At 66.2% G+C, this 21201-nt stretch carries 20 protein-coding genes and 1 tRNA gene; 20 read left to right on the plus strand and 1 reads right to left on the minus strand.

The window, feature by feature from the left end:
- Positions 1–81 precede the first annotated feature (81 nt).
- The 7 genes from KA383_16210 (at position 82) to KA383_16240 (ending at position 8161) form a co-directional block, all read left to right on the plus strand.
- A complete protein-coding gene (locus KA383_16210; GenBank protein MBP7747661.1) occupies positions 82–2352 on the plus strand; it encodes a VWA domain-containing protein in 2271 nt (756 codons plus the stop codon).
- Between the two features lie 92 nt (positions 2353–2444).
- Positions 2445–3152, plus strand: coding sequence for a response regulator transcription factor (locus KA383_16215; protein ID MBP7747662.1), 708 nt, complete (start codon positions 2445–2447; stop codon positions 3150–3152).
- The gene (locus tag KA383_16220; GenBank protein ID MBP7747663.1) at positions 3149–4762 is read left to right on the plus strand and encodes a HAMP domain-containing histidine kinase; all 1614 of its coding nucleotides are present in this window, start codon (positions 3149–3151) and stop codon (positions 4760–4762) included. Before KA383_16215 ends, KA383_16220 begins: the two co-directional genes overlap by 4 nt.
- Positions 4763–4766: 4 nt before the next feature.
- Entirely contained in the window at positions 4767–6137 is a 1371-nt protein-coding gene (locus KA383_16225; protein ID MBP7747664.1) for an HlyC/CorC family transporter, read from the plus strand.
- Positions 6134–7123, plus strand: coding sequence for a DUF21 domain-containing protein (locus KA383_16230; GenBank protein ID MBP7747665.1), 990 nt, complete (start codon positions 6134–6136; stop codon positions 7121–7123). The genes KA383_16225 and KA383_16230 overlap by 4 nt, the downstream gene beginning before the upstream one ends.
- Positions 7124–7805: 682 nt before the next feature.
- Positions 7806–7880: transfer RNA gene (locus KA383_16235), tRNA-Pro, on the plus strand.
- A gap of 104 nt (positions 7881–7984) precedes the next feature.
- Positions 7985–8161: a hypothetical protein gene (locus tag KA383_16240; GenBank protein ID MBP7747666.1), complete on the plus strand. Its 177-nt coding sequence runs from the start codon at positions 7985–7987 to the stop codon at positions 8159–8161.
- 96 nt (positions 8162–8257) lie between these two features.
- Here the strand turns inward: KA383_16240 and KA383_16245 are convergent, their stop codons facing one another.
- Positions 8258–9277 (minus strand): integrase core domain-containing protein, encoded by a 1020-nt coding sequence (locus tag KA383_16245; protein ID MBP7747667.1) that lies wholly within the window; start codon positions 9275–9277, stop codon positions 8258–8260.
- Positions 9278–9611: 334 nt separating this feature from the next.
- On the opposite strand from KA383_16245, the gene KA383_16250 reads away from it, so the two are divergent.
- The 13 genes from KA383_16250 to KA383_16310 all read left to right on the plus strand — a co-directional run bounded on the left by KA383_16250 (position 9612) and on the right by KA383_16310 (position 21159).
- Positions 9612–11159 carry a sigma 54-interacting transcriptional regulator gene (locus KA383_16250; protein MBP7747668.1) on the plus strand — a complete coding sequence of 516 codons (1548 nt, stop codon included), beginning with the start codon at positions 9612–9614 and terminating at the stop codon, positions 11157–11159.
- Positions 11160–11339: 180 nt separating this feature from the next.
- A complete protein-coding gene (locus KA383_16255) occupies positions 11340–11528 on the plus strand; it encodes a hypothetical protein (protein ID MBP7747669.1) in 189 nt (62 codons plus the stop codon).
- Between the two features lie 205 nt (positions 11529–11733).
- Complete coding sequence (locus KA383_16260; GenBank protein MBP7747670.1) at positions 11734–12477, plus strand: EAL domain-containing protein; 744 nt, start codon at positions 11734–11736, stop codon at positions 12475–12477.
- A gap of 69 nt (positions 12478–12546) precedes the next feature.
- Positions 12547–13908 (plus strand): hypothetical protein, encoded by a 1362-nt coding sequence (locus KA383_16265; GenBank protein ID MBP7747671.1) that lies wholly within the window; start codon positions 12547–12549, stop codon positions 13906–13908.
- 760 nt (positions 13909–14668) lie between these two features.
- A complete protein-coding gene (locus tag KA383_16270) occupies positions 14669–15073 on the plus strand; it encodes a hypothetical protein (protein ID MBP7747672.1) in 405 nt (134 codons plus the stop codon).
- Between the two features lie 125 nt (positions 15074–15198).
- Positions 15199–15402 (plus strand): hypothetical protein, encoded by a 204-nt coding sequence (locus tag KA383_16275; GenBank protein ID MBP7747673.1) that lies wholly within the window; start codon positions 15199–15201, stop codon positions 15400–15402.
- An 86-nt stretch (positions 15403–15488) separates the two neighbouring features.
- Positions 15489–15764 (plus strand): hypothetical protein, encoded by a 276-nt coding sequence (locus tag KA383_16280; protein MBP7747674.1) that lies wholly within the window; start codon positions 15489–15491, stop codon positions 15762–15764.
- A gap of 28 nt (positions 15765–15792) precedes the next feature.
- Positions 15793–16029, plus strand: coding sequence for a DUF2934 domain-containing protein (locus KA383_16285; GenBank protein ID MBP7747675.1), 237 nt, complete (start codon positions 15793–15795; stop codon positions 16027–16029).
- A gap of 82 nt (positions 16030–16111) precedes the next feature.
- Positions 16112–16438, plus strand: a complete 327-nt coding sequence (locus KA383_16290; protein ID MBP7747676.1) for a hypothetical protein — start codon at positions 16112–16114, stop codon at positions 16436–16438.
- 86 nt (positions 16439–16524) lie between these two features.
- Positions 16525–17400, plus strand: a complete 876-nt coding sequence (locus KA383_16295; protein ID MBP7747677.1) for a PP2C family protein-serine/threonine phosphatase — start codon at positions 16525–16527, stop codon at positions 17398–17400.
- 15 nt (positions 17401–17415) lie between these two features.
- Positions 17416–19050, plus strand: coding sequence for an efflux RND transporter periplasmic adaptor subunit (locus KA383_16300; GenBank protein ID MBP7747678.1), 1635 nt, complete (start codon positions 17416–17418; stop codon positions 19048–19050).
- Positions 19047–20657, plus strand: a complete 1611-nt coding sequence (locus tag KA383_16305; GenBank protein MBP7747679.1) for a DHA2 family efflux MFS transporter permease subunit — start codon at positions 19047–19049, stop codon at positions 20655–20657. Before KA383_16300 ends, KA383_16305 begins: the two co-directional genes overlap by 4 nt.
- 52 nt (positions 20658–20709) lie before the next feature.
- A complete protein-coding gene (locus KA383_16310) occupies positions 20710–21159 on the plus strand; it encodes a hypothetical protein (protein MBP7747680.1) in 450 nt (149 codons plus the stop codon).
- The last annotated feature ends 42 nt before the right edge of the window (positions 21160–21201 follow it).

The raw sequence follows: 21201 nt of genomic DNA on the forward strand, positions 1-21201 counted from the left end.
CTTTTACACCGCCGCTCCAGCCCGCGGGCATACTCCCTTGTGAGGAGCTTGAATCGGCCGTGCGAAGAAAGGTGGTGCAACATGCGCGAGCTGCGAAGGGGCAATGCAATGTCGTTGGCGATGGTGGTGGTCAGCCTGGCCGTTGTGGTTGTGGCCCAGGACGTGCGAAGCAGCCTCCCTCCGCCGGCGGCCAACGTCGTCGTGCCACAACGGCGCGTGTTCTCATCCGTCGCGGGCGGCCCGATTCGGATTACCGGCGTAACCGTCGGGGCCGTAATCGTCGAGCAGGTGGCGACCACCACGCTCGACATCTCCCTGGAGAACCCCGGCCCGGCCCGCACCGAGGCCGAGCTGGTGGTCCCCGTGCCCGCCGGCGTGGCCGTGCGCACCTTCGCGTTCGAGGGTGCGGCGGCGGAGCCGACGGCGCAGGTCCTCCCGGCGGGACAGGCTGGGCAACTGTACAACGCGATCGTGGCGAAGGCGCGCGACCCGGCCTTGCTGGAGTTCGTCGGCGCGCAGGTGATCCGTTCGAGTGTGTTCCCGCTGGAGGCTCACGGCAAGCAGAAGGTCCGGCTGACTTATGAGCAGGTGCTCAGCCGCGACGGCCGCCGGATTGATTACGAGCTACCCCGGACCGCGGCGCTCGATTACGACATCCCCTGGGACATCGCGGTGAAGATCACTTCGCCGACGCCGATCGCGACCGTGTATTCGCCGACGCATGCGCTGGAAACGGTGCGCGGCGCACGCGGCACCGTCTCGGTCCGTACGACGGCCGAAAGCCGGTGTGTGCCGGGCTCGTTCCGCCTGTCGTATCTGCTGGCAGATGAGGGTGTGACGGCGACCCTGCTGGCGTATCCCGATCCGGATTCGGCTGACGCGGGCTATTTCCTGCTGCTGGCCGGGCTGCCGCCGGCGGGTGCGGACACGCCCCGTACGACCCAGCCGCGCGAGCTCACGCTGGTCATCGACCACTCGGGGAGCATGGGTGGCGGCAAGCTCGACCAGGCGCGCGCGGCCGCCCTGCAGGTGCTGGAAGGGCTGGCCGAGGGCGAGTCGTTCAACATCATCGCGTACCACGACAGCGTGACAACGCTGTTTGCGCAGCCGGTGCGCAAAGCGGCGCCGTCGCTGCGGGGCGCGCGCGATTTTCTGCAGCGTCTGAACCCCGGCGGCGGCACGAATCTGCACGCCGCGCTCGTCGAAGCGCTGCGCCCGCCGCCGCTCGCCGAGACGCTCCCACTGGTCCTCTTCCTGACGGACGGGCTGCCGACCACCGGCGTCACCGCGGAGGTCGAGATTCGCCGCGTCGCAACGGAGCAGAATCCCCATCAGCGGCGTGTTTTCACGTTCGGCGTGGGCGCCGATGTGAATACGCCGCTGCTGTCGAGCATCGCCCTCGAGACCCGCGCGCAGGCGACGTTCATCCTGCCCGGCGAGGACGTTGAGGTGAAGGTCGCGGACGTCTTCAAGAAGCTGGAGGGCCCGATGCTCACCAATGTGGCGTTGAGAGCAGACACAGACGGCGCGCTCGCGGCGCCGCGCGTGACGGAGCTGCTGCCGGCGCGGCTGCCCGACCTGTTCGAGGACGACCAGCTTGTGCTGCTCGGCCGCTATCACGGGACCGCGCCGCTGGCCTTCACGCTCCGCGGGACCTACCTGGGCCAGCCACGCGAGTTCCGCCTGCGCTTCGACCTGGATTCGGCCAGCACGCGCAACGCGTTCGTGCCACGCCTGTGGGCAAGCCGGCAGATTGCGGCGCTCATCGACGACATCCGGCAAATGGGCGCGGATCCCAGGCCGGCAGCCGCGTCGTCGGCCGATCCGCGTCTCAAAGAGCTCACGGACGAGATCGTGCGGCTGAGCACGGAGTTCGGGATTCTCACCGAGTACACGGCGTTCCTGGCACGCGAGGGGACCGATCTTGCCAAGCGCGACGTGGTGCGCGCCGAGGCCCTGCGGAACTTCCGGAACCGGGCCGTCGCGACCCGCTCCGGCCTGGGCGCCGTGAACCAGGCGATGAACGTGAACGCTCAGATGCAGCAGCGCGTGCTGAACAACGACAACCGCTACTATGACGAGAACATGAACCGCGTCGCGATCACGGAAGTGCAACAGGTCAACGACCTGGCGTTCTTCCGACGCGGTACGCGCTGGGTGGACAGCCGTCTTGCGACCGTGGCCGAGCAGACGCCGGACCGCGTCGTCGAGTGGGGCAGCCCCGCCTTCGCGGAGTTGGTAGCGCGGCTGGCGCACGACAATCGGTCCGGCTCACTGGCATTGGCGGGCGAGATCCTGTTGCGCGTCGGCGACCAACGCGTGCTCGTGCGCGGACCGGGCGCCGGTCAGTGATGCCCGCACCTCCCGCGCGGGAGTAAGATACGGTTGTGCCGTTCCGGCGGGCGCACACCCACGCGTCCGCCGGCGGCGTCAGAGTGACAGGCATGGCGCGTCGGACGATTCTCGTTATCGAAGATGACACCGCGATCCGTACCGGCATCCTCGCGGCGCTCGAGCTTGCGGGCTACAAGACGCAGGCGGCGGCGCGCGGCGACGAGGGCTGCCGGGTGGCGCTCCAGAGTGAATACGACCTGCTGCTGCTGGACCTCGTGCTGCCCGGGATGGACGGGATGGACATCCTGCGGAACCTGCGGCAGGCACACCCGACCGTGCCAGTCATCATCCTGACCGCGCGCGGCGATGAAGCCGACCGGCTGGAGGGTTTTCGGCGTGGCGCCGATGACTACGTCGTCAAGCCGTTCAGCGTGAAAGAGCTGCTCGCCCGCGTCGAAGCCGTGCTCCGCCGTTCGCCGGAGCGGCCGCTACCTGTCTCGGAAATCCGCTTGTCCGCCGGGGGCGTCGATTTGGCCCGGCGCGAAGTGCGTTTCGACGACGGCCAGAAGGCGGAGCTGTCCGAACGCGAATGGGCCTTGTTGGAGTATCTCGCCGTGCACGCGGAACGGGCGGTTTCGCGCGATGAGATTCTGTCGCGCGTCTGGCACGTGGACCCGCACGGTTTCGAGACACGGACGATCGACATGCACATCGCCCGGCTGCGCGAGAAGCTGCGCGACGACGCGGCGCGACCGCAGGTGATCCTGACCGTGCGCGGCCAGGGCTACAAGCTGCATGTAGCGGAGTCGCCGTCGTGAGTCGCCCGTGGTCCATCTGGATCGGCTTCGGTCTGTGCCTGAGCGTTGTGCTCGGGGCGCTGTTGTGGCTGACGGTGACAGTGCTCGGGCTGGAAAAGCAGGCCGCCGACGCCCGGCGTCAGGCCGCATACGAGGAAAGTGTCCGACTGGCTCTGTGGCGGATGGACTCGGCGCTGGCCCCGGTGCTGCGGGCGACGCATCCGCTGATCCTGCTGAGTTTTGAGCTTTACCCGCAGGGCAGCGACAACTCCGTCCTGACGCCGGGCGCCGGAAAGACGGCCGCCACGTCGCGTACGCGGGAGTTCCTGCAGGGGCTGGATTTCGCAGCCCTGAACGCGGCGCTGCCGACGGCCGCCACCGATTTTCCAATCCAGCCACTGACCGTTGCGCAGACCAATCAACCGATGCAGCAGCAAATGATGCGCAACGTCCAGGAGACGCAGGCCCGGCAACGAGCGGTGCAACAGTCCAACGATCTATCGGATGTCGCTTTCGGGTCGGCGGATTGGTTCGGCGACGTGCCCGCCGGACCGTGGCGCCCGCTTTGGTTCAATGACAAACTGCTGCTCGCACGGCGCGTGCCGTTCGAGGATGGCGCGTACCTGCAGGGCTGCTGGCTCGACTGGCCGGGTATCCAGCAACTGCTGGCCGGCGAGATCAGGGATCTCTTCGCGACGCCGCGGTTCGCACCCAGGCCGGCGGGCGCGGCGGACCCGCGCGGACGAGCGCTCGCCGCGCTGCCAATCCTGTTCGAGCCCGGCCCCGCTGTGGGCGACTTCACCTTGCCGGCCTCGCCGCTGCGGGCATTTCTCATCACCGCGTGGGCCGGCGTGTTGCTGGCCGCGCTCGCGGTCGGCGTCTTGCTGCGCGGCATCGTGGCGCTGAGCGAGCGGCGGGCGGTATTCGTGTCGGCGGTGACGCACGAGCTGCGCACGCCGCTGACGACGTTTCGTCTATATACGGACCTGCTGGGCGACGAGCGCGTGGCGGACGGGCCGCAGCGGCAGCAATACATGCAGACGCTGCGCACCGAGGCCCTGCGGCTGACGCACCTGGTCGAGAACGTGCTGGCCTATGCGCGCCTGGAACGCGGGCGCGCGACAGCGCTGGATGGCACAGTGCGCTTGGCCAGCGCGCTGGAGCGGGCCCGCGAGCGGCTCGCCGAGCGCGCGGCCCAGGCGCAACTCGAGTTGGTGTGGGACGTGGACGCGGCGGGTGACGTGGTCGTTCGCGCCACCGATACCGCCCTCGAGCAAATCCTGTTCAATCTGGTCGACAATGCCTGCAAATACGCCGCAACGGCCGACGACCGCCGCATCGAGGTCCACGTCCAGCGCCGCGGCGACCGGCTCGTGATCGGCGTCCGTGACCACGGGCCGGGGATTCCGCCGGCGGACGCGCGGCGGCTCTTCCGGCCCTTCCACAAGTCGGCGCGCGCCGCGGCGCACAGTGCGCCGGGCGTGGGCCTGGGGCTGGCACTGGCGCGGCGCCTGGCGCGCAGCCTGGGCGGCGACTTGCGACTCGTGTCGGGGGCGGGGCCCGGGGCGTGTTTCGAGCTGTGGCTGCGCAGCGCCCCCGCCGACATGGCGGGCTCGCCCGGAATCGTTTAGCCTGTTGGCCAACGTGTTTCCGCCCGCACCGTCGATAGTTGGGGACCTTGCGCCCGCGGCGACCAGTGCGCCGGATGCGCTGCGGATTGCGCTCGGCGTGGCCTTGACGCTGCTGCTGATCGCGCTGTCCGGCGCTTTCTCCGGCAGCGAAACGGTCCTGTTTTCTCTGACCCGCACGCAATTGCAGCACGACCGGGCCAGTGCCAGCCCGCTGCGCCGGATGGCTGCGGCGCTGATGGAACATCCCAAGCGCACGCTCACGACCATCCTGATCGGCAACACCACCGTGAACGTGCTGCTCTACGCCAACACGTACGTCCTCTTTCAGCGGCTCGAGGTCTATCTCGGCGCGTGGTCGGGCGTGGCGTCCATAGCGGTCAGCCTGCTCCTGGTCACCATTGCCGGCGAAGCGATCCCCAAGACGCTGGGCGTGAGCCTCACCGACCGCCTGACGCCGCTCGCGGCGCCGTTCGTGCATTTCGCGGGCTACGTGTTCAACCCGCTGGGGCGGCTGCTGAACGTGCTTGTCGTCGAGCCGCTGACCCGTGTCTTCTGGGGGCGCGCCGCCGCCGCAACCCACAACCTCACGACGATGGAGCTCAAGACGCTGCTGGAAATGAGCCGGCGGCACGGCGTGATCAATCCGACGGAGGATGCGTTCCTGCGGGAGGTGATCGATCTGGGCTACCTGCGCGTGCGCGACGTGATGGTGCCGCGCGTGGAGGTGCGCACGTATGACCTGAACGCGCCCGTCGAGGGGCTGCGCGAGTTGATGCGCAGCACGCGGCGCAAGAAAGTCCCCGTCTATGACCGCACGGTCGACAACATCGTCGGGCTGATCTACGCGAAGGTGCTGTTCCTGAACCCCGACAAGCCGCTGCGCAGCCTTGTGCAGCCGGTGCGCTTCGTTCCCGAGCTGATTACCTGCGAGCAACTGCTGCTCCACTTCCGCTCGACCAAGACGCAACTGGCCATCGCCGTCGACGAGTACGGCGGCATGGCCGGGCTGGTCACGCTCGAAGACGTGCTCGAAGCCATCGTCGGCGACCTGCAGGGCCCGGGGGAAGCCCCGGCGCTGCCCGAGATCGTGCAGCTCGGCGAGGGCGAGTTCGAAGTCAGCGGCCGGCTGAGCGTGCATTACTGGGCCGAGTCGTTCGGATTGCCGCGCGCGGAGGAGCATGTGGCCACGATCGGCGGACTGGTGACCGCCCGGCTGGGGCGCCCGGCGCGCGTTGGCGACGCGGTGCGCCTGAACAACGTCGCGCTGGAGGTCACCAGCGTCCAGCGGCGCCGCGTGGAGCGCCTGCGGCTGCGACTCTTCAACGACGCCGACGGCGATGGCCGCGGCGTGGCCGACTCGGGAGGGGCCGGATGAACACGCTCGCCCTGCTGATCGGCGCGCTGTTCGGGGTGGCCCTTTCGTTCTGCGCGTCGGGCATCGAGACCGGCAGCTATTGCCTTAATCGCGTGCGGCTGCGCGTGTGGAGCGAGCAGAATCGCCCCGGCGCGCGGCGGCTCGCCGGGCTGATCGCGCGGCACGGCGATCTGGTCATCACGCTCCTGTTGACCAACGTGCTGGCCGACTACATCTGCACGGCGTGCGTGACCGCCGTGCTGCTGCAACACGCCGTCGCGGCCGGCTCGGCCGAGTTCTGGACCACGCTGCTGGTCACGCCGGTCCTGCTGGTGTTCGGCGGCATTCTGCCAAAGGACCGCTTCCGGCGCGAAGCGGACCGGTGGATGTACCCGCTGGCGCTGCCGCTGCACGCGGTCGTGCGGCTGGCGCAGGCAACCGGTTTCGTCTGGCTGATGCGCAGCGTGACCCGCACGTTCGCGCGGTGGATCGATCCCACGCGCGATGCGCGCGAGGCGCAGGTGCTGCCGCGCGCCAACGTGCGGCTGCTGTTGCACGAGGGCGCGGCGCTGGGCGGGCTCAGCAGCTTCCAGCGCGACCTGATCGACCGCGTGATGAATCTCGCGCATGTGCGCGTGGGCAGCGTCATGATCCCGCGCCAGCGCGCCGCGACGGTCGCGCTGGATGTGCCCCGCGACGATTTCCTGCGCATCGCGCGCATGGCCCACTTCTCGCGCCTGCCGGTGTATCGCGACGACCCGCGCCAGATCATCGGCGTGGTGGCGGTCTTCGACGTGCTCACCGACCCGCAGCGCCAGCCGATCGCGGCCCATGTGCGCCCGCCGATCACGCTCACCGAACAGGTCAACGTCTCGACCGCGCTGCTCCAGCTGCAGCAGGCCCGCGAGACGATGGCCATCGTGCAGGACCGCGCGGGCCGCTGCCTCGGCGTCCTGACGCTCAAGGACCTCGTCGAGGAAATCGTCGGCGATCTCGAGGCATGGTAACGCGCCCCGCGGTTGGCCGGGACAGTTGGGGACGCCTATGATCCGGTGATCACGTCGCCAGCCGAGCGAGCGGCGGTACATCAACCGGGTCGGGCGACCCGGTCTTCACGCCGGCGAATTGGGCGGTCCGCCGGCCGAAGCGTTCCCAATTACCTGATCGCGTCGCGGAACCTCCGCGTCGCGTTGTCAGTCTGGGATGGGTTGCCGCAGTCGGCCCCGCGCGATCCCATGCGGCGCACGGTGTGCCGGGCCTTGCTTCGCAGCCACCCCGCGGAAATCTGAATCACGTGCTCAGTGATCCTCCGTGGAAGTCGTGCGGCCGCGTGCCGCGCGCCCGTGGCGGCGGTGTGCCGGGAGTGCGTCCGGCACTCCTGCGGCCGGTTGGGATTCGCGGCGAGCACGTCCAGTGCGGGCGCGCGACCCGTGTTTCGCAGCCTCGCTCGGTGTGCTCCGGAGGGCGATGCGGTCGCAGCAACGGCTGGACATGCTCAACCTGCCGCTCCTCCGCCGCCACGTGGCTGCGTGGCACCGGCGCACGGCGTCTGTGATTGGGTCGGCGCGGAAGCGCACCGCGACACGGGAGCGCACCGCGCGGGAAGACGCGCCGCAGTCGGGGAGCACGCCGCGGCAGTGTGGGAGGCCATTCTCACGACCGGTTCGGGCCGCTATGATGCAGATGCGACGGGGCGTAGCTCAGCCTGGCTAGAGCGCGTGGTTTGGGTCCACGAGGTCGCAAGTTCGAATCTTGTCGCCCCGATTCGGAAGTGCCGCAAAGCGTGAGGCTTACAGCACGTCAGCAACCGGTCACTCCGTGCCCAATCCCCGGCACTACACTTTTCCCTACACTTTTGGAGAAGTGTCATGCCACGGAGTCGACCTGCATCCAACCCGCTCTCGTTTCACCAGGCAACCGGGCAGCATTACGTAACCCGCGGGGGCCTGTCCATACCGAATATTCCATCCGCCGTGGTTGAGGCCGCGAGCGCGGGCTTGAACGGGCAGGCTGGGCTGATCGGGTCGCGCGAGAACGGCATCTGAAGACTGTTGGTGCAGGGTCTTTCCCCGCGTCAGCGCATCACCAGCCCGCGAGACGAGCCCACCGGGCTGGCAGTTGCGGTCGAAACGGCGGGCGCGTCACGCGGCCCGCGTGTACCGGTGATGCAGCCCGCCGAGGTGCGGGATGGCGACGACGTGGCCGCAGCTCGGCGGCTCGACCTTGCGGGGGAGTGGCGCGTTCCGGTCGAGCGACAGGTGACTTCGGGCGTCATGATAGTAGGTGAAGTAGTCGCGGAGGATCCGAAGCAGGTGCGCTCCGTTGCGCACGATCACGTGATCCAGGCATTCGCGGCGGATCGAACCGATCACGCGCTCGACGTACGGGCTTTGCCAGGGCGAGCGGTACGCGATGACGACCTCCTCGATGCCCAGGTACTTGACGCGCTCGCAGAAGTCCTGGCCATAGATGCCGTCATGATCCCGGATCAGGAAACGCGGCGCCTCGTCAAAGGGGAAGGCCTCGACGATCTGCTGCGCCGTCCAACGCGCCGTGGGACGCGGCGTGACGTTGAAGTAAACCACGCGATGCCGGTCGTGCCGCAGCATGAGAAAGCAGTAGAGCAAGCGGAAACTCACGGTGGCCACAACGAAAAAGTCGATCGCCGCGATGTCCGGCACGTGGTTTTCCAGGAACGTCCGCCAGGTCTGGGAAGGCGGCTTGCGGGCACGGCCCATGTACTTCGCCACGGTCGACTCGGCAACCATCAAGCCGAGCAGCGCCAGCTCAGATTGAATCCGCGGCGCCCCCCACAGCGGGTTGTCCCGTGCCATCCGCCGAATGAGCTTCCGAATCTCAGCGTCGGTCTTCGGCCGACCGAGCTTCTTGCGCGACTTCCAACGCCAGTAGAGCCGAAAACCCTCGCGATGCCAACGGATGATGGTCTCGGGCTTGACGATCGTCAGGCACGAGCGCCAGTTTGCCCAAAGCCGGGACAGCCACACCCAGAACAGCCGGTCACGCTTCCGCAGCCTGGGGCGCTTGGCTGATACCTGGAGAACGGCAAGTTGCTGGCGGAGCGCCAAGTTCTCGGCAACCAAGGCGGCGCGCGGAACGAGGAGTGCTCGAAGAAATAGCACAATGGTCGTCACGATACCCATCGGCGCGCCTCAGTTAGGGTTGTGTGAGGTGGAATCATAGCCGATCGCGCAGCGACGGACGAAGTGCATAAGTGCTTGCGGCGCAAGGCGGACGGAGTCTTCGGGAGGGACAACCAGCCTCGGTTCAATTCCGACCCTCGGGGTCAAACATCGACGAGCAGCCATCGGCCGCTGGCTGTGGGACCGATCCCGGGCTGTTTTTGTTCTCTTTCTGGCGCGAATCCGTCGGTACTCGGCATCCGCGCGTCCAGGGACGGCTTCGCCATCCGCCAACGGGCGCGTGCTCGGTCAGGCATTGGTACAATCCTGTTCTCGCAAAGGAGTTAGTCGCATCATGGTTGAGCCGGGCGGACAGGTAACGGCGACCGATGACCGGTACCGGGCATTGCTCGCCGTTTCGGAAGCGATCGTCTCGTACCGGGATTTGCCGGCGCTGCTCGACCAGCTGGCAGGCCGGCTCCAGGAGGTGGTGTACTTCGATGGCCTCGCCCTGACGCTCCATGAGGCCGCGACCAACACGATGCGCCGGCACGTCCTAGCAACTCCGAAGCTCGACCTGCCCCCATCGGTTCTCGTCCTTCCCGTCGAGGACGACCCCGCGGGGTTGGTCTGGCAGACGCAAAAACCCCTCATTGCTTCGCGCGCGGACGAGCTAATGCGCTGGCCACGATTGTTGGAGCAGATACAGCAATATGGCGCCCAGAGCTTCTTCTGGCTCCCGCTGACAACCAGCCGACGACGCTTGGGCACGCTCGTGTTCGTGTCCAAGCGGCCGTCCGCGTACGACGAGGCGGAAACGGGATTCCTGCAGCTCATCGCCAATCAGGTGGCGGTGGCGGTCGAAAACGCGCTGGCGTTCCAGGAAATCGAGGGGCTGAAGGACAAGCTCGCGAAGGAGAAGGCCTATCTGGAGGAGGAGGTTCGCACCGAGCACCGTTTCGGCGACATCGTCGGCGAGAACGCGGCGCTACGCGCCATACTCAAGCAGGTCGAGACGGTCGCTCCCACCGATTCGACGGTGCTTATCCGCGGCGAGACCGGCACCGGCAAGGAGTTGATCGCCCGGGCCGTGCACGATCTGAGCCCGCGCAAGGTTCGCACGTTTGTCAAGTTGAATTGCGCAGCCATCCCCACGGGGCTGCTCGAAAGCGAGCTGTTCGGCCACGAGAGGGGCGCCTTCACCGGCGCGATCGGCCAGAAGATCGGACGGTTTGAGCTGGCGCATCAGGGAACCCTGTTCCTTGATGAAGTGGGCGACATTCCGTTGGAGCTCCAAGCGAAGTTGCTGCGCGTGCTACAGGAGTACGAATTCGAGCGCCTCGGCAGCACGAAGACGATTCGAGTGAACGTGCGCCTCGTGGCCGCCACCCACCGCCACCTCGCGGAGATGATTTCCGCAGGGCGCTTCCGCAGCGACCTGTACTATCGGCTGAACGTGTTCCCGATCACGCTGCCACCCTTGCGTGAACGCCCGGATGACATCCCGCACCTGGTCCGCCACTTCACGCAGGGCTTCGCCCGGCGCATGGGCCGGCGGATCGAGACCATCCCGTCCTCAGTGATGGATGCCCTAGTCGGCTATGCCTGGCCCGGCAACGTGCGCGAGCTGCAAAACATCATCGAGCGCGCGGTGATCCTCTCCCAGGGCCCGACACTCCAGGTGCCCGTTGCCGAGCTGCAATCGGCAACTCAACCGGCCGCGACCTCAACCGCCGCTGATTCCCTCACGTTGACCGACGCAGAACGCGAGCACATTCTGCGCGCGCTGCGTGACACGAATTGGGTTCTCGGCGGCCCGGAGGGGGCTGCGGCCCGCCTCGGCATGAAGCGCTCCACGCTGCATTGGAAGATGAAGAAACTCAACATCTCCCGTCCTGAATAGCGCGCCAACCCGCCGGCGCAGGTGCCAAGCCGCTGGCGCGGGGGCGCTGACGCCTTGCAGGGGGCTCGACTGCACGGCCACTCTCAAGTTCTTCCTCCCGCAACTCTTAGGAAAAAACGACCGTCGAATGCGCCGCTGGCGCTTCCCATGCTTCTCCTGCACTTGACGAAGGAGCCCCGCATGAATGGCCTCGGGTTCGGAACGGAGAGCCCGCCGGACTCGTTCGACGCCTTGGCAGCGCGCTTGAACCAGAGATTCGACAAGCTCGCGGCAGACATCGAGCAAATGCGCAGGGAACTCGATGAGGCGGAAGAGCGGTCTGAGCGGCTCCGGCACAAACTGCTGGACAATGGGGCGTTGCGTGGTTGAGCGCGCGGCGAACCGATGGCCAGCGCATCTTGAACTGGGAACGACCTCATGAATCTGCGTTCACTTTCCCCGCTTGGGCGCAACTTCAAGCGACACCCCTTCTGTCCTTCTCCCCGCAGGCAGACGAAGCGAAAGGACGCGTATGCCGCCTCTGGCCGATCTCCGCGCGGTCGTTGATCGATCGACCGCATACTTCCAGCCGATCGTGGACCTGAACACGGCCCGGGTGATCGGGGCCGAGACCCTGGTGCGGTTCGTCAATCCGGATGGTACCGTGCGTGGTCCGGGCGGCCTCATCGAGCGGATCGAGGAGAACTCGGACGATCTCGAAGCGCTCACAGCGCGTCTCTTCCGCTCGATGGCAGAAAATGCCGGGCCGCTGCTGGGCCGGTACCGAGGCTTCTACATCAGCGCCAACGTACCGCCGGTGCTCCTCGCGTCGCCCCGGCTCAAGCAGATCCTCGACGATTCGGGTCTGGCTCGGTACATCGATCGCCTGGTGTGCGAAATCACGGAGCGGCAGGCTCTGACCGATGCCGGCCGGGAAGCGCTGGCGATCGCTCGACCGCTGGGGCTCCGCATCGCGATGGACGATTTCGGGACCGGGCAGAGGGGCTTGAAGCAACTGATCGGCCTGCCGCTCGACTTCCTGAAGATCGACAAATCAGAAATCAACCCGCTGATGAAGGACCCGACCGCCGACCGGCTGTTGCGCGGCGTGGTCGCGCTGGCGGCCGCCTTGCGCGTGAAGGTGATTGCTGAGGGCGTGGAAACCCGGGAGCAGGCCTTCTTCCTCCAGGCTGCGGGCGTGGACGCCGGGCAGGGGTGGTTGTGGAGCAAGGCCGTTACGCCCGAGGAGCTGGGGCGACTGATCGCGTCGGGTTTTTCTGAGCACATGCGGTGGCCCCGGTCATCGACGCCACGGGCCAGGCGCGGTTGGCGGAAATGAGCAAGCATGGAGCCCAGCGCATCGACGGCGATTGTCTGACGAAGGCCATCGTGGTGGAGATTGTCGAAGGTGAGTGTGGTCGAAGAGGCAACCAGACTGGCGGAATTCGGCGACCCCGGCGCTGGGTGCTCCTACCCGCGTGATCTGGCCGCGTTCGTGCACGAACGGTGGAGGCGGAGGCCCGATCCGGTGATCGGGACCGAGTTGCTGCCCGATGCCGGGAGGCTCGAGGCCTGCCTGTCCGCCTGCTACCACGCGAGCATGCTGCGCGAGGAGGAACGCCCGGTCAGGTTTCGCGCCATTCTCGCCCCTCCCGGGTTATTTCCCCCCGAGGGTCGGCCGCCCGACGGTCTACAGCGGCTCGATTTCGCTCGCCCGCTTCCGTTTCGTCCGAGCGAACTCCGACGGCTGGCTGTGGCTACTGACCCACAGCGGACGCTAATTGGAGCGCAGGCCGATCGAGACGGAGAAGAGAACTTACACATCTGGGGCCTGATCCACTCGGGCTCGCGCTGGTTGAGAAACGTCCAGGGTGGCCGTCGCGCCGGGGCGCCGCTGCCGCCGGCGCCGGTCGTTCACGTGCAGGCGCCCGCGAGTATCGAGGTGTACAACGCGTACGAGCTGGTCGGAAAGCTCCAGGGGGGAAGGCTCTCGGGGGCTCGGGTAGACCTCTTTGAGTCGCAGTGGTTGTCGGAGCAGTTCGCGCGGGTGCAGGAAGAGATCCTGGAGCGGCACGAAGCCGCCCGGCAACGCGCGATCGAGATCTCAGGCCAGCGGTGGGCGCCGCTCGATCCCACACTGCCGCGCAGAATTGGTGAGCGCATGCTCAAACGCGTCATCGCCGCGCTGCGCGACGCACGCCACGGCGGCACGATCATCTTCGTCCCCGAGGCGAGCGCCGCAGGCCTACTCGGCGATGATCTCCACCTCGACCTCAAATACCCGTTCGAGGAGGGCCGGTCCCAGTTTCGCTCTCTCGACCTGATCGTCGATATCCTCAACCGCCTCGCCCAGCTCTACGGCGGACCCGTCCAGTGCGGATCGGTGCCGGTCGGCTGGCGCGAGTTCGAGGCGACGACGGACGAGTCGATAGCGACACTCGACGAGGCGCTCTTCGAGATGGCGTATCTAACCGCCGGACTGGCGTTGGCCGACGGCGCCGTGGTCCTGAGCAAGCGCCACGAGTTGCTGGGCTTCGGCGCCATGATCTCCGGTCGGCTCCCAGCCGTCAGAAGCGTGGCGCGAGCGCTGGACCTCGAAGGTGAGAGGTTTGCCGAAGAAGATACCGCGAACGTGGGTGCCCGCCACCGCTCGGCCTATCAATTGGTCGGCGCGCTGCCTGGATCGGTGGCGGTTGTGGTCTCGCAGGATGGTGGCGTGCGCTTCGTCTGGAAGAAAGGTGGCCGCGTGACCTATTGGGAGCAGGAGTGAACCGGGCGACCACTCAACGCGGCGGCGGGAAGCAGAAGCCCAAACTTGGAAACAGTCGCCCCCGGAGTCTCGGCCCCCGTCCTCGGTCGCGTGGGCCTGAGCTTCGGCCACGGCTTGCCCGCGATTAAGCACTGGGGGCTCGCAGTCATTCCGCGCGGTCCTCGTTCGCGGATTCACGTTCTTCGACATGGCCGAGGTTAACGGACCGTAGATCAACCAGACGTTAACCGGTGAGACCTTTGAGTCCTTCGAGGGCAAAGCGGAATGCGCGGTGACGCTCTTCGGGGACCCAACGCCCCAGCTGCGCGTTACCGACGTGCAATCGGCAGCTCAATCAGCCGCGGCCCCAACCACCACTAATCCCCTCACGCCGACCGATGGAGACCGAGAGCGTATCCTGCCGGCGCTGCGCGAGGCGAATTGGGTCCTCGGCGGCCCCGAGGGGACTGCGGCTCGGCTCGGCATGAAGCGCTCCACGCTGCACTGGAAAATCAAGAAGCTCGGCATCTCACGTCCAGAATAGCGCGCCAACCTGCCGGCGCAGGCGCCAAGCCGCTGGCGCCCGGCCGCTGACACGGCGCCCGAAGCCTCGCGACGCCGACGAATGCAAGTCGTTGCACCTGGGCCACTTCGAAAATGTGCGGCCAGCGCGTTTGCCCGTGGCACATCCCATGCACTTCCTCCCCCGGATGAATGAGACCGACGACCACTGGATGGTCCAGCTTGAATGGTCTCAGGCCAGGCAGGCAAGGAGAATCAGATGAAGACAAGGCGCATTCGGTCAGTGGTCCTGATCGCGGTCGGTGTGCTCTCGGCCGGCATTTTCGGGTGCCCGGGCTGGACACCATGGCCCGCGTCCGTGTTGGAGGGCACCTGGGAGCTAATCCCGAGCGACACACTCAACCCGCAGCTCGCGCATTGGTACCTTACATTCGATTCCAGGGGTGACCTGACCCAAGTCAAGTACACGTTCGTCGACCCGACCACGGTGACTTGGAACGACCCACAGGGCACGGTCGACGTCGATGGAACTCAGGTCCATATCTCCTCTACCAAGAGCGGGAGCGGCCTCACATTCGACGGTACGCTGGACTCCGAAACGGAGCCCGCCACCGCCACCGGCAATCTGACCGCGAACCTCATCTTTGCTGACATTCATATTTGAACGTCGCAGGGCGAGGCGACCCTCGTCAAGCAATAGGAGCCGGACTGCGATGCCGACCGCGTCCTCTGTCGCGGCGGCCCGGCACCGACAACGAACTCACACCGTCACGGTCAAGGAGGTTTCCAATGGTGATTTCGATTCATGATGTGCCACGTCAAGAGAAATACCTGCTCTTCTGCACCACGTTGAGCAATGGTGCGGCCCGGCGGCGGCACGCGCGAAGGCGCCGCAACTTCCGGGTGGCGAAACGGGTTCTGGCACTCATTGGCGAGTCGGTCGGCGGGCTGAGCCAGCGCGTCCCCGCGGCCCCATCGCAGGTCGTCGCCTAGGCGAAGGACTGTGACCAGTACGCCAGCAAGAGACGGGCACGAGTCGGCGATCCGCGGCCGCAGAGGCATCAACCGAGGTGATTTCGATGTTGCGAATCACGGCGAATGACAACCCGCGCGTTCTCACCTTCCGACTTGAAGGAAGATTGGAAGGGCCGTGGGTACACGAACTAGAGCAGTGCTGGCGCAGCCTGTTAGACGGCGCGAGCCAGCCAACCGTCCGCATCGACCTCACGAACGTGACGTACATCGACGCTGAGGGCAAGGCGCGGCTGGCGGAAATGCATGAGCAAGGAGCGCAGTTCATCGCCGGCGACTGCCTGACGAAGGCCATCGTGGCTGAGATTGTCGGCGATGAGTAACGATCGATTCCGCGAAAGGAGACTCAGCATGACGTTGCGACATGGCAATCGAGTACGCAAGAACGGCGGGGAGCAGGTGGTGCGTGACTTGGAGCGCGCCGACGCGGTCGAGATGGGAGACCGCGGCCCCACCGAGGACGAAATCCGACAGCGTGCCCACGAGATCTACCTGAGTCGCGGTAACGCGCCGGGTAACGCCGAGATTGATTGGCTTCAGGCGGAAGTCGAGCTGCGCGCCCGCAGGGCCGAGGCGCGTCCCCACTGAGTCGTCGGTCTGGAGGGAGCAGTTCTTCGGCCAAGCGGGCAATCACGTAGAGAAAGCGAACGAGTTCACCAGGAGTCGAATCATGAATATCCAAGTTGTGACGCGAGTGCCGTTATTGAGCGTGGTGCAGGAGCTGGTGGAGCTGCGGCTGGGGCGCGTCCTGCGCCGCTTGGGCCAGCGGGTTGAGCAGGCGGCCGTGACGTTCGAAGACCAGAACGGCCCGCGCGGCGGCCCGGACATCCTGTGCCGAATTTGGCTGCGGCTCCAGCCCCGCGGCGAGATCAACGTCTCGGCTATCGCGGCTTCGCCTGGCGCAGCGCTCAGCGAGGCGGCACAGCGCGCCGGTCGATGCGCCGAATCCTCGGTGCGACGGTCATGGACGGCGCGCGTGAGGGAGAACCGTTTGTGACCACCCGAATGCTAGAGAACGTGAAGGGACACGTGGTTGAGCGGACGGGGATGCAAACCCGATCCGCCTCGAAGCGGGAACGAGCGATGCTGACCCACAAACACATCGTGCATGCCGACGCTCCAAGTGACGGACACATGATCACAGGCCTGGCCGACCGCGTCCTGGATCTACATGAGGAGCTGCGCAAGGCTCGCGACCAACTTGCCAAGTACGGCGAGACGCTCGTCGCGATCCAGCGCTCAATCCTGCCACAGCACCTGCCGAGCGTTCCCGGCCTTGATGTGGCTGTGCACTTCGCTGTTGCCGAGGGCGTGGGTGGCGATTTCTATGACGTCCATCCCGTCGGACCAGACCGCTGGGCGATTCTCATCGCGGACGTGGCCGGCCACGGTCTTGCCGCCGCCGCGATCCTCGCTCTGGTTCATGCACTCGGCAGCGCCGTGCAGGACCAGATAGCCGCAACTTCACCAGGCACGGCCCTGGCGCTCGTCAACAAGCAATTGGCGACGCGTTACCTGGCCAATACGGGCCAATTCGTCACGGTGTTTGCAGGTTTGTACTCCGCACGGGCTCAGACACTCACCTATGCAGCGGCAGGACATCCTCCGCCGCGGCTGGTTCGCGGTAGCGAGGTACAGCGGCTCAGTGACGTTTCCGGATTGCCGCTGGGAATCAGCATGGGAAGCGATTATCCCGAACGGACGGTGCAGCTGCTGCCCGGCGACCGCCTAGTTCTTTTCACCGACGGCATCACCGAGAGCAGGAATGCTGCCGGCGAGGATTTCGGCGACGAGCGCTTTGATGGGGTCCTGCGCGGCCCGGCGGGTTCGGCCACGGCATTGCGGGACCATGTTGTCAGTTCAGTGCGGGTGTTTCGAGGGGGGCAGCCGGCGGGTGACGATGAAACGTGCCTCGTCGCAGTAGTCAAGCCCGTTCAAGACACGACTCAAATGCAGTGAAAGTGAGGTAGTGCGATGTCGATCACGACTAACGAGCCCACGCGGGCCTTGAGCGAAGAGAATCGAGCCGTTCCCGAAGCGCTGCTGTCAGCGGCGGACGGTTCACCCGTCGCGACGGCCGGACCGTCCGCTTCTCAGGTTCAACATCCGGAGCCAAACAGCCCTCTCCCCGGCACGCCGCCAACCGCACTTGAACTTCGGCCACGATCGCCACGCTGGCGAAAGCGGCTGTTGCTGGCGGTGGGGGCCGTTGCCGGCCTGGCGGTGAGCGCGTACTTCCTGGTTCCGTGGGTGCATACGGCACTGAACACCGTGAGCACCGACGACGCCTACGTCAATGGCCACGTGACGTTCGTGGCGCCACGCATATCCGGCCAGGTGGCCACGGTCCTGGTGGACGACAACCACCGCGTCCGGAAGGGCGACATTCTCGTGCAGCTCGATCCCGAGCCATATGACGTTCAGGTCAACGTCGCCAAGGCCGCGGTCGATGCCGCGCGGGCCGACCTGGCGGCCGCGCGGGCACAAACGCGCGGGCTGGCCGGGCAGGTTAGCAGCCTGTATTTCGCCCTCCAGCACGCGATCGAGGATGTGGACAACCAGATCGCCCTGCTCCATGCGCGCGTGGCCACGCTGAATGCTCGGCAGGCGACGCTCGACAATGCGGATTACGACTATCACCGCGTCGAGCACTTGTTCAACACGAATGTCGCGGCGGAGAAGGAGATGCAAGACGCCACGGCAACTTTGAAGGTTGCCAAAGCCCAGGTGGACGAAGCGCTGGAAGCCGTTTACCAGGTGCGTGTCGCACTGGGCCTGCCGCGCAGGCCCGAATCCGGCGTGCTGACCGAGGTCCCCGACAACTTGGACCAGACCTTCTCGGTCGTGCGCCAGGTGCAGGCCAGCGTGATTCAGGCCGCCGCTCAGCTCGGAGTAGCGCAGCCGCTCGATGATTCCCCCAAAGAAATGGTCGCAAAGTTCTACCAGCGTGATCCGGAGGGAGACATCGACCGCATCTTCGAACAACTGCTGGCGAGTGCTCCCGCAGTCAAACAGGCCGAATCTCGTCTGGCGCAGGCAGAGCGGCGCCTGGCCGACGCCGAGCTGAATCGCCGCTATTGCGACGTCATCAGTGAAATCGACGGCGTCGTGACGCGCCGCAACGTCAACCCGGGCAACACCGTGCAGGCGGGGCAAGCCCTGATGGCTGTCCGCTCGCTCACCGAGATCTGGATCGACGCGAACTTCAAGGAAACGCAACTCGCCGATCTGCGCATCGGGCAGCGCGTGCGGTGCGAAGTCGACATGTACGGTGACCGCCATGAGTTCGAGGGGCGCATCACCGGCTTCACGATGGGCACCGGTCAGACGCTCGCGCTGTTGCCGCCGCAGAACGCCACGGGCAATTTCGTGAAGATCGTCCAGCGTCTGCCGGTCCGCATTGAGCTGACCGATTACGACCCTGACAAGGCGCCGCTGTTCGTCGGCCTGTCGGTTGAGCCCTTCGTGTACTACAAGGAGCCGCCCACCGGCCCACACGCCGGCGAATTCCTGCAACCGCACGCTGATCTTCCAATGGGTGCACGCGCCGCGAAGTCCCAGACCACGACCCGGGAAAGTTCCTTGCCGACCACGGTGGACAAGCCATGACCTCCGCAACACTCAGTCCAGTCGCGATGAGCCGTCCGACAATCAACCCCTGGTTCGTCGCCGCCGCCGTGGTCGTGCCCACGTTCATGGAGATCCTGGACACGACGGTCGCGAACGTGGCGCTGCGGTACATGGCCGGCGGGCTGGCGGCGCCGGTCGCGGACAGCGAGTGGATTATCACCAGCTACCTGGCCGCGAACGCCATCGTCCTGCCGATCACCGGCTGGCTGGCGGCGCACCTCGGCCGGCGCAACTACTTCCTCTTGTCGATCGCGATCTTCACGCTTTCGTCAGCGTTGTGCGGCATGGCCACCAGCCTCTGGCAGATGATCCTGTTCCGCGTGATTCAGGGTCTGTCCGGTGGCGGGCTCCAGCCGTGCAGTCAGGGCGTTCTGCTGGACAGCTTTCCGCCCGAGAAGCAGGGCACGGCCATGACGCTGTTCGGCCTGGCCGCCATCATCGCGCCGATCGTCGGGCCCACGCTGGGCGGCTGGCTCTGCGTAAACTATAATTGGCGGTGGATTTTCCTCATCAACGTCCCGATCGGCCTGCTCGCGCTTGTCGCTTCCTACGTGTGCGTCGAAGACCCAGACTACCTCAAACACCAGCGGGCCGAGCTGCGTCGCCAGCCGCTGAACTTCGACTACATCGGGCTGGGCGTCCTGGCGCTGGTTATGTCTTGCTGGGAAATCGTCCTCAGCAAGGGGCAGGAGTGGGATTGGCTGGGCGACCCGTTTGGGCGTGTTCAGGTGCTCATGATCCTGTTCGTCGTGGGACTTGGCTTCTTGATCGCGTGGGAGATGCGGTCCAAACACCCGATCATCAACTTCCGGGTGCTCGGCGAGCGCAATCTCGCGATGGCCTGCATCATTCTGTTCTGTGCTTTCGCCGTGGTGTACGGCGCGAGCATCGCGCTGCCGGGGATGTTGCAGACGCTGTTCGGTTATGACGCGCTGCGGGCCGGCTCGGTGATGTCCCCGTCCGGCGCCTCCTCGATGGCCGCGATGGTGCTCGTCGGGGTATTGCTGGGTCGCCAGTTCGATGCGCGGTGGATGATCGCAGCGGGGTTGGTGGCCATGGCCGCCGGGAGCTACTGGATGGCGCGCATGAACATCCAAATCAGCCCCTCGCAGGTCGTGTGGCCGCGGATGTTGCTGACCCTGGGCCTCGGACTGCTTTTCGCCCCCGCGACCGTGGCGGCGTTCAAGTACATCCCGCTGCATCTGCGTGGGGCGGCGGTCGGGCTGCTGAGCCTGCTCCGCACTGAGGGCGGCAGCGTCGGCACGTCAATGGCCGAGAACGTCGTCGATCGGCGCCTTCAGTTCCACACGGAGCGCGTGGGCGAGTTCCTCGACCCGCTGAACCCGCACGTGAACACTTTTCTGGAGGAGTCGCGCCGCTACTTCCTCCAGATGACCGGCGATCCGGCCGGGTCGCAGCTTGGGGCCGTACAGGCACTAAGCGAGTTGCGATTGCAGCAAGCGGCGTCGATGGCCTACCTCGACGTCTTCTGGTTGTGTGCCGTCGTATCCATTGTGCTGGTCGTTCTGGTGCTGGTGATGAAGCGTTCGGTGGCTGAGAAGGGCGAGCACGTTGCCGCACACTAGGCGAAGCGGAGAAAGAACGCTGCGGCGTTCTAGCGGCAGCGGGAGCAAGATGATGGATGCCTCAATTATCAGTGCATTGGCAGCAGTGGCCGGGTCACTCACCGGTGGCCTCGCCACCATCACAACCGCCTGGGTCACGCAAAGAACGCAAAGTAAGCGCGAGCTCATTCGCGCGGAAATCAGCAAGCGTGAGACGCTCTATGCGGACTTCATCAGCGAGTGCTACCGGCTCCTGGTGGACTCGCTTGTGCGTACGTTGGACAAGCAGGACGCGATGTTGCCGGCCTATTCGCTGAGCAATCGCATCCGGCTGTCTGCGTCCGACGCAGTCCTTGCGGAGGCGGAGCGGATCTTGAAACGGGTTACGGAACAGTACTTCGCGCCCAACCTCTCGCTGGACGGAGTGCGCGCACTCGTCGAGGCCGGGAGCGACGCTGATCCGCTCAAGCCGTTCGGCGAGGCGTGCCGCGCCGAACTGAAATCGATGCACAGGGGTTTGTAGCGCTTCTCTTTGACGCCTGGCTTCGCGGCAGCATGCGAAGGC

The sequence above is a fragment of the Phycisphaerae bacterium genome, assembly GCA_017999985.1.
In the GTDB taxonomy this organism is placed as follows: domain Bacteria; phylum Planctomycetota; class Phycisphaerae; order UBA1845; family Fen-1342; genus JAGNKU01.

What these genes read in the sequence shown, in the direction of transcription:
- KA383_16210 (MBP7747661.1), top strand. Translation starts at nt 82, where the DNA reads ATGCGCGAGCTGCGAAGGGGCAATGCAATGTCGTTGGCGATGGTGGTG.
- KA383_16215 (MBP7747662.1), top strand. Translation starts at nt 2,445, where the DNA reads ATGGCGCGTCGGACGATTCTCGTTATCGAAGATGACACCGCGATCCGT.
- KA383_16230 (MBP7747665.1), top strand. Translation starts at nt 6,134, where the DNA reads ATGAACACGCTCGCCCTGCTGATCGGCGCGCTGTTCGGGGTGGCCCTT.
- KA383_16240 (MBP7747666.1), top strand. Translation starts at nt 7,985, where the DNA reads ATGCCACGGAGTCGACCTGCATCCAACCCGCTCTCGTTTCACCAGGCA.
- KA383_16245 (MBP7747667.1), bottom strand. Translation starts at nt 9,277, where the DNA reads ATGGGTATCGTGACGACCATTGTGCTATTTCTTCGAGCACTCCTCGTT.
- KA383_16250 (MBP7747668.1), top strand. Translation starts at nt 9,612, where the DNA reads ATGGTTGAGCCGGGCGGACAGGTAACGGCGACCGATGACCGGTACCGG.
- KA383_16255 (MBP7747669.1), top strand. Translation starts at nt 11,340, where the DNA reads ATGAATGGCCTCGGGTTCGGAACGGAGAGCCCGCCGGACTCGTTCGAC.
- KA383_16270 (MBP7747672.1), top strand. Translation starts at nt 14,669, where the DNA reads ATGAAGACAAGGCGCATTCGGTCAGTGGTCCTGATCGCGGTCGGTGTG.
- KA383_16275 (MBP7747673.1), top strand. Translation starts at nt 15,199, where the DNA reads ATGGTGATTTCGATTCATGATGTGCCACGTCAAGAGAAATACCTGCTC.
- KA383_16280 (MBP7747674.1), top strand. Translation starts at nt 15,489, where the DNA reads ATGTTGCGAATCACGGCGAATGACAACCCGCGCGTTCTCACCTTCCGA.
- KA383_16285 (MBP7747675.1), top strand. Translation starts at nt 15,793, where the DNA reads ATGACGTTGCGACATGGCAATCGAGTACGCAAGAACGGCGGGGAGCAG.
- KA383_16290 (MBP7747676.1), top strand. Translation starts at nt 16,112, where the DNA reads ATGAATATCCAAGTTGTGACGCGAGTGCCGTTATTGAGCGTGGTGCAG.
- KA383_16295 (MBP7747677.1), top strand. Translation starts at nt 16,525, where the DNA reads ATGCTGACCCACAAACACATCGTGCATGCCGACGCTCCAAGTGACGGA.
- KA383_16300 (MBP7747678.1), top strand. Translation starts at nt 17,416, where the DNA reads ATGTCGATCACGACTAACGAGCCCACGCGGGCCTTGAGCGAAGAGAAT.
- KA383_16305 (MBP7747679.1), top strand. Translation starts at nt 19,047, where the DNA reads ATGACCTCCGCAACACTCAGTCCAGTCGCGATGAGCCGTCCGACAATC.
- KA383_16310 (MBP7747680.1), top strand. Translation starts at nt 20,710, where the DNA reads ATGGATGCCTCAATTATCAGTGCATTGGCAGCAGTGGCCGGGTCACTC.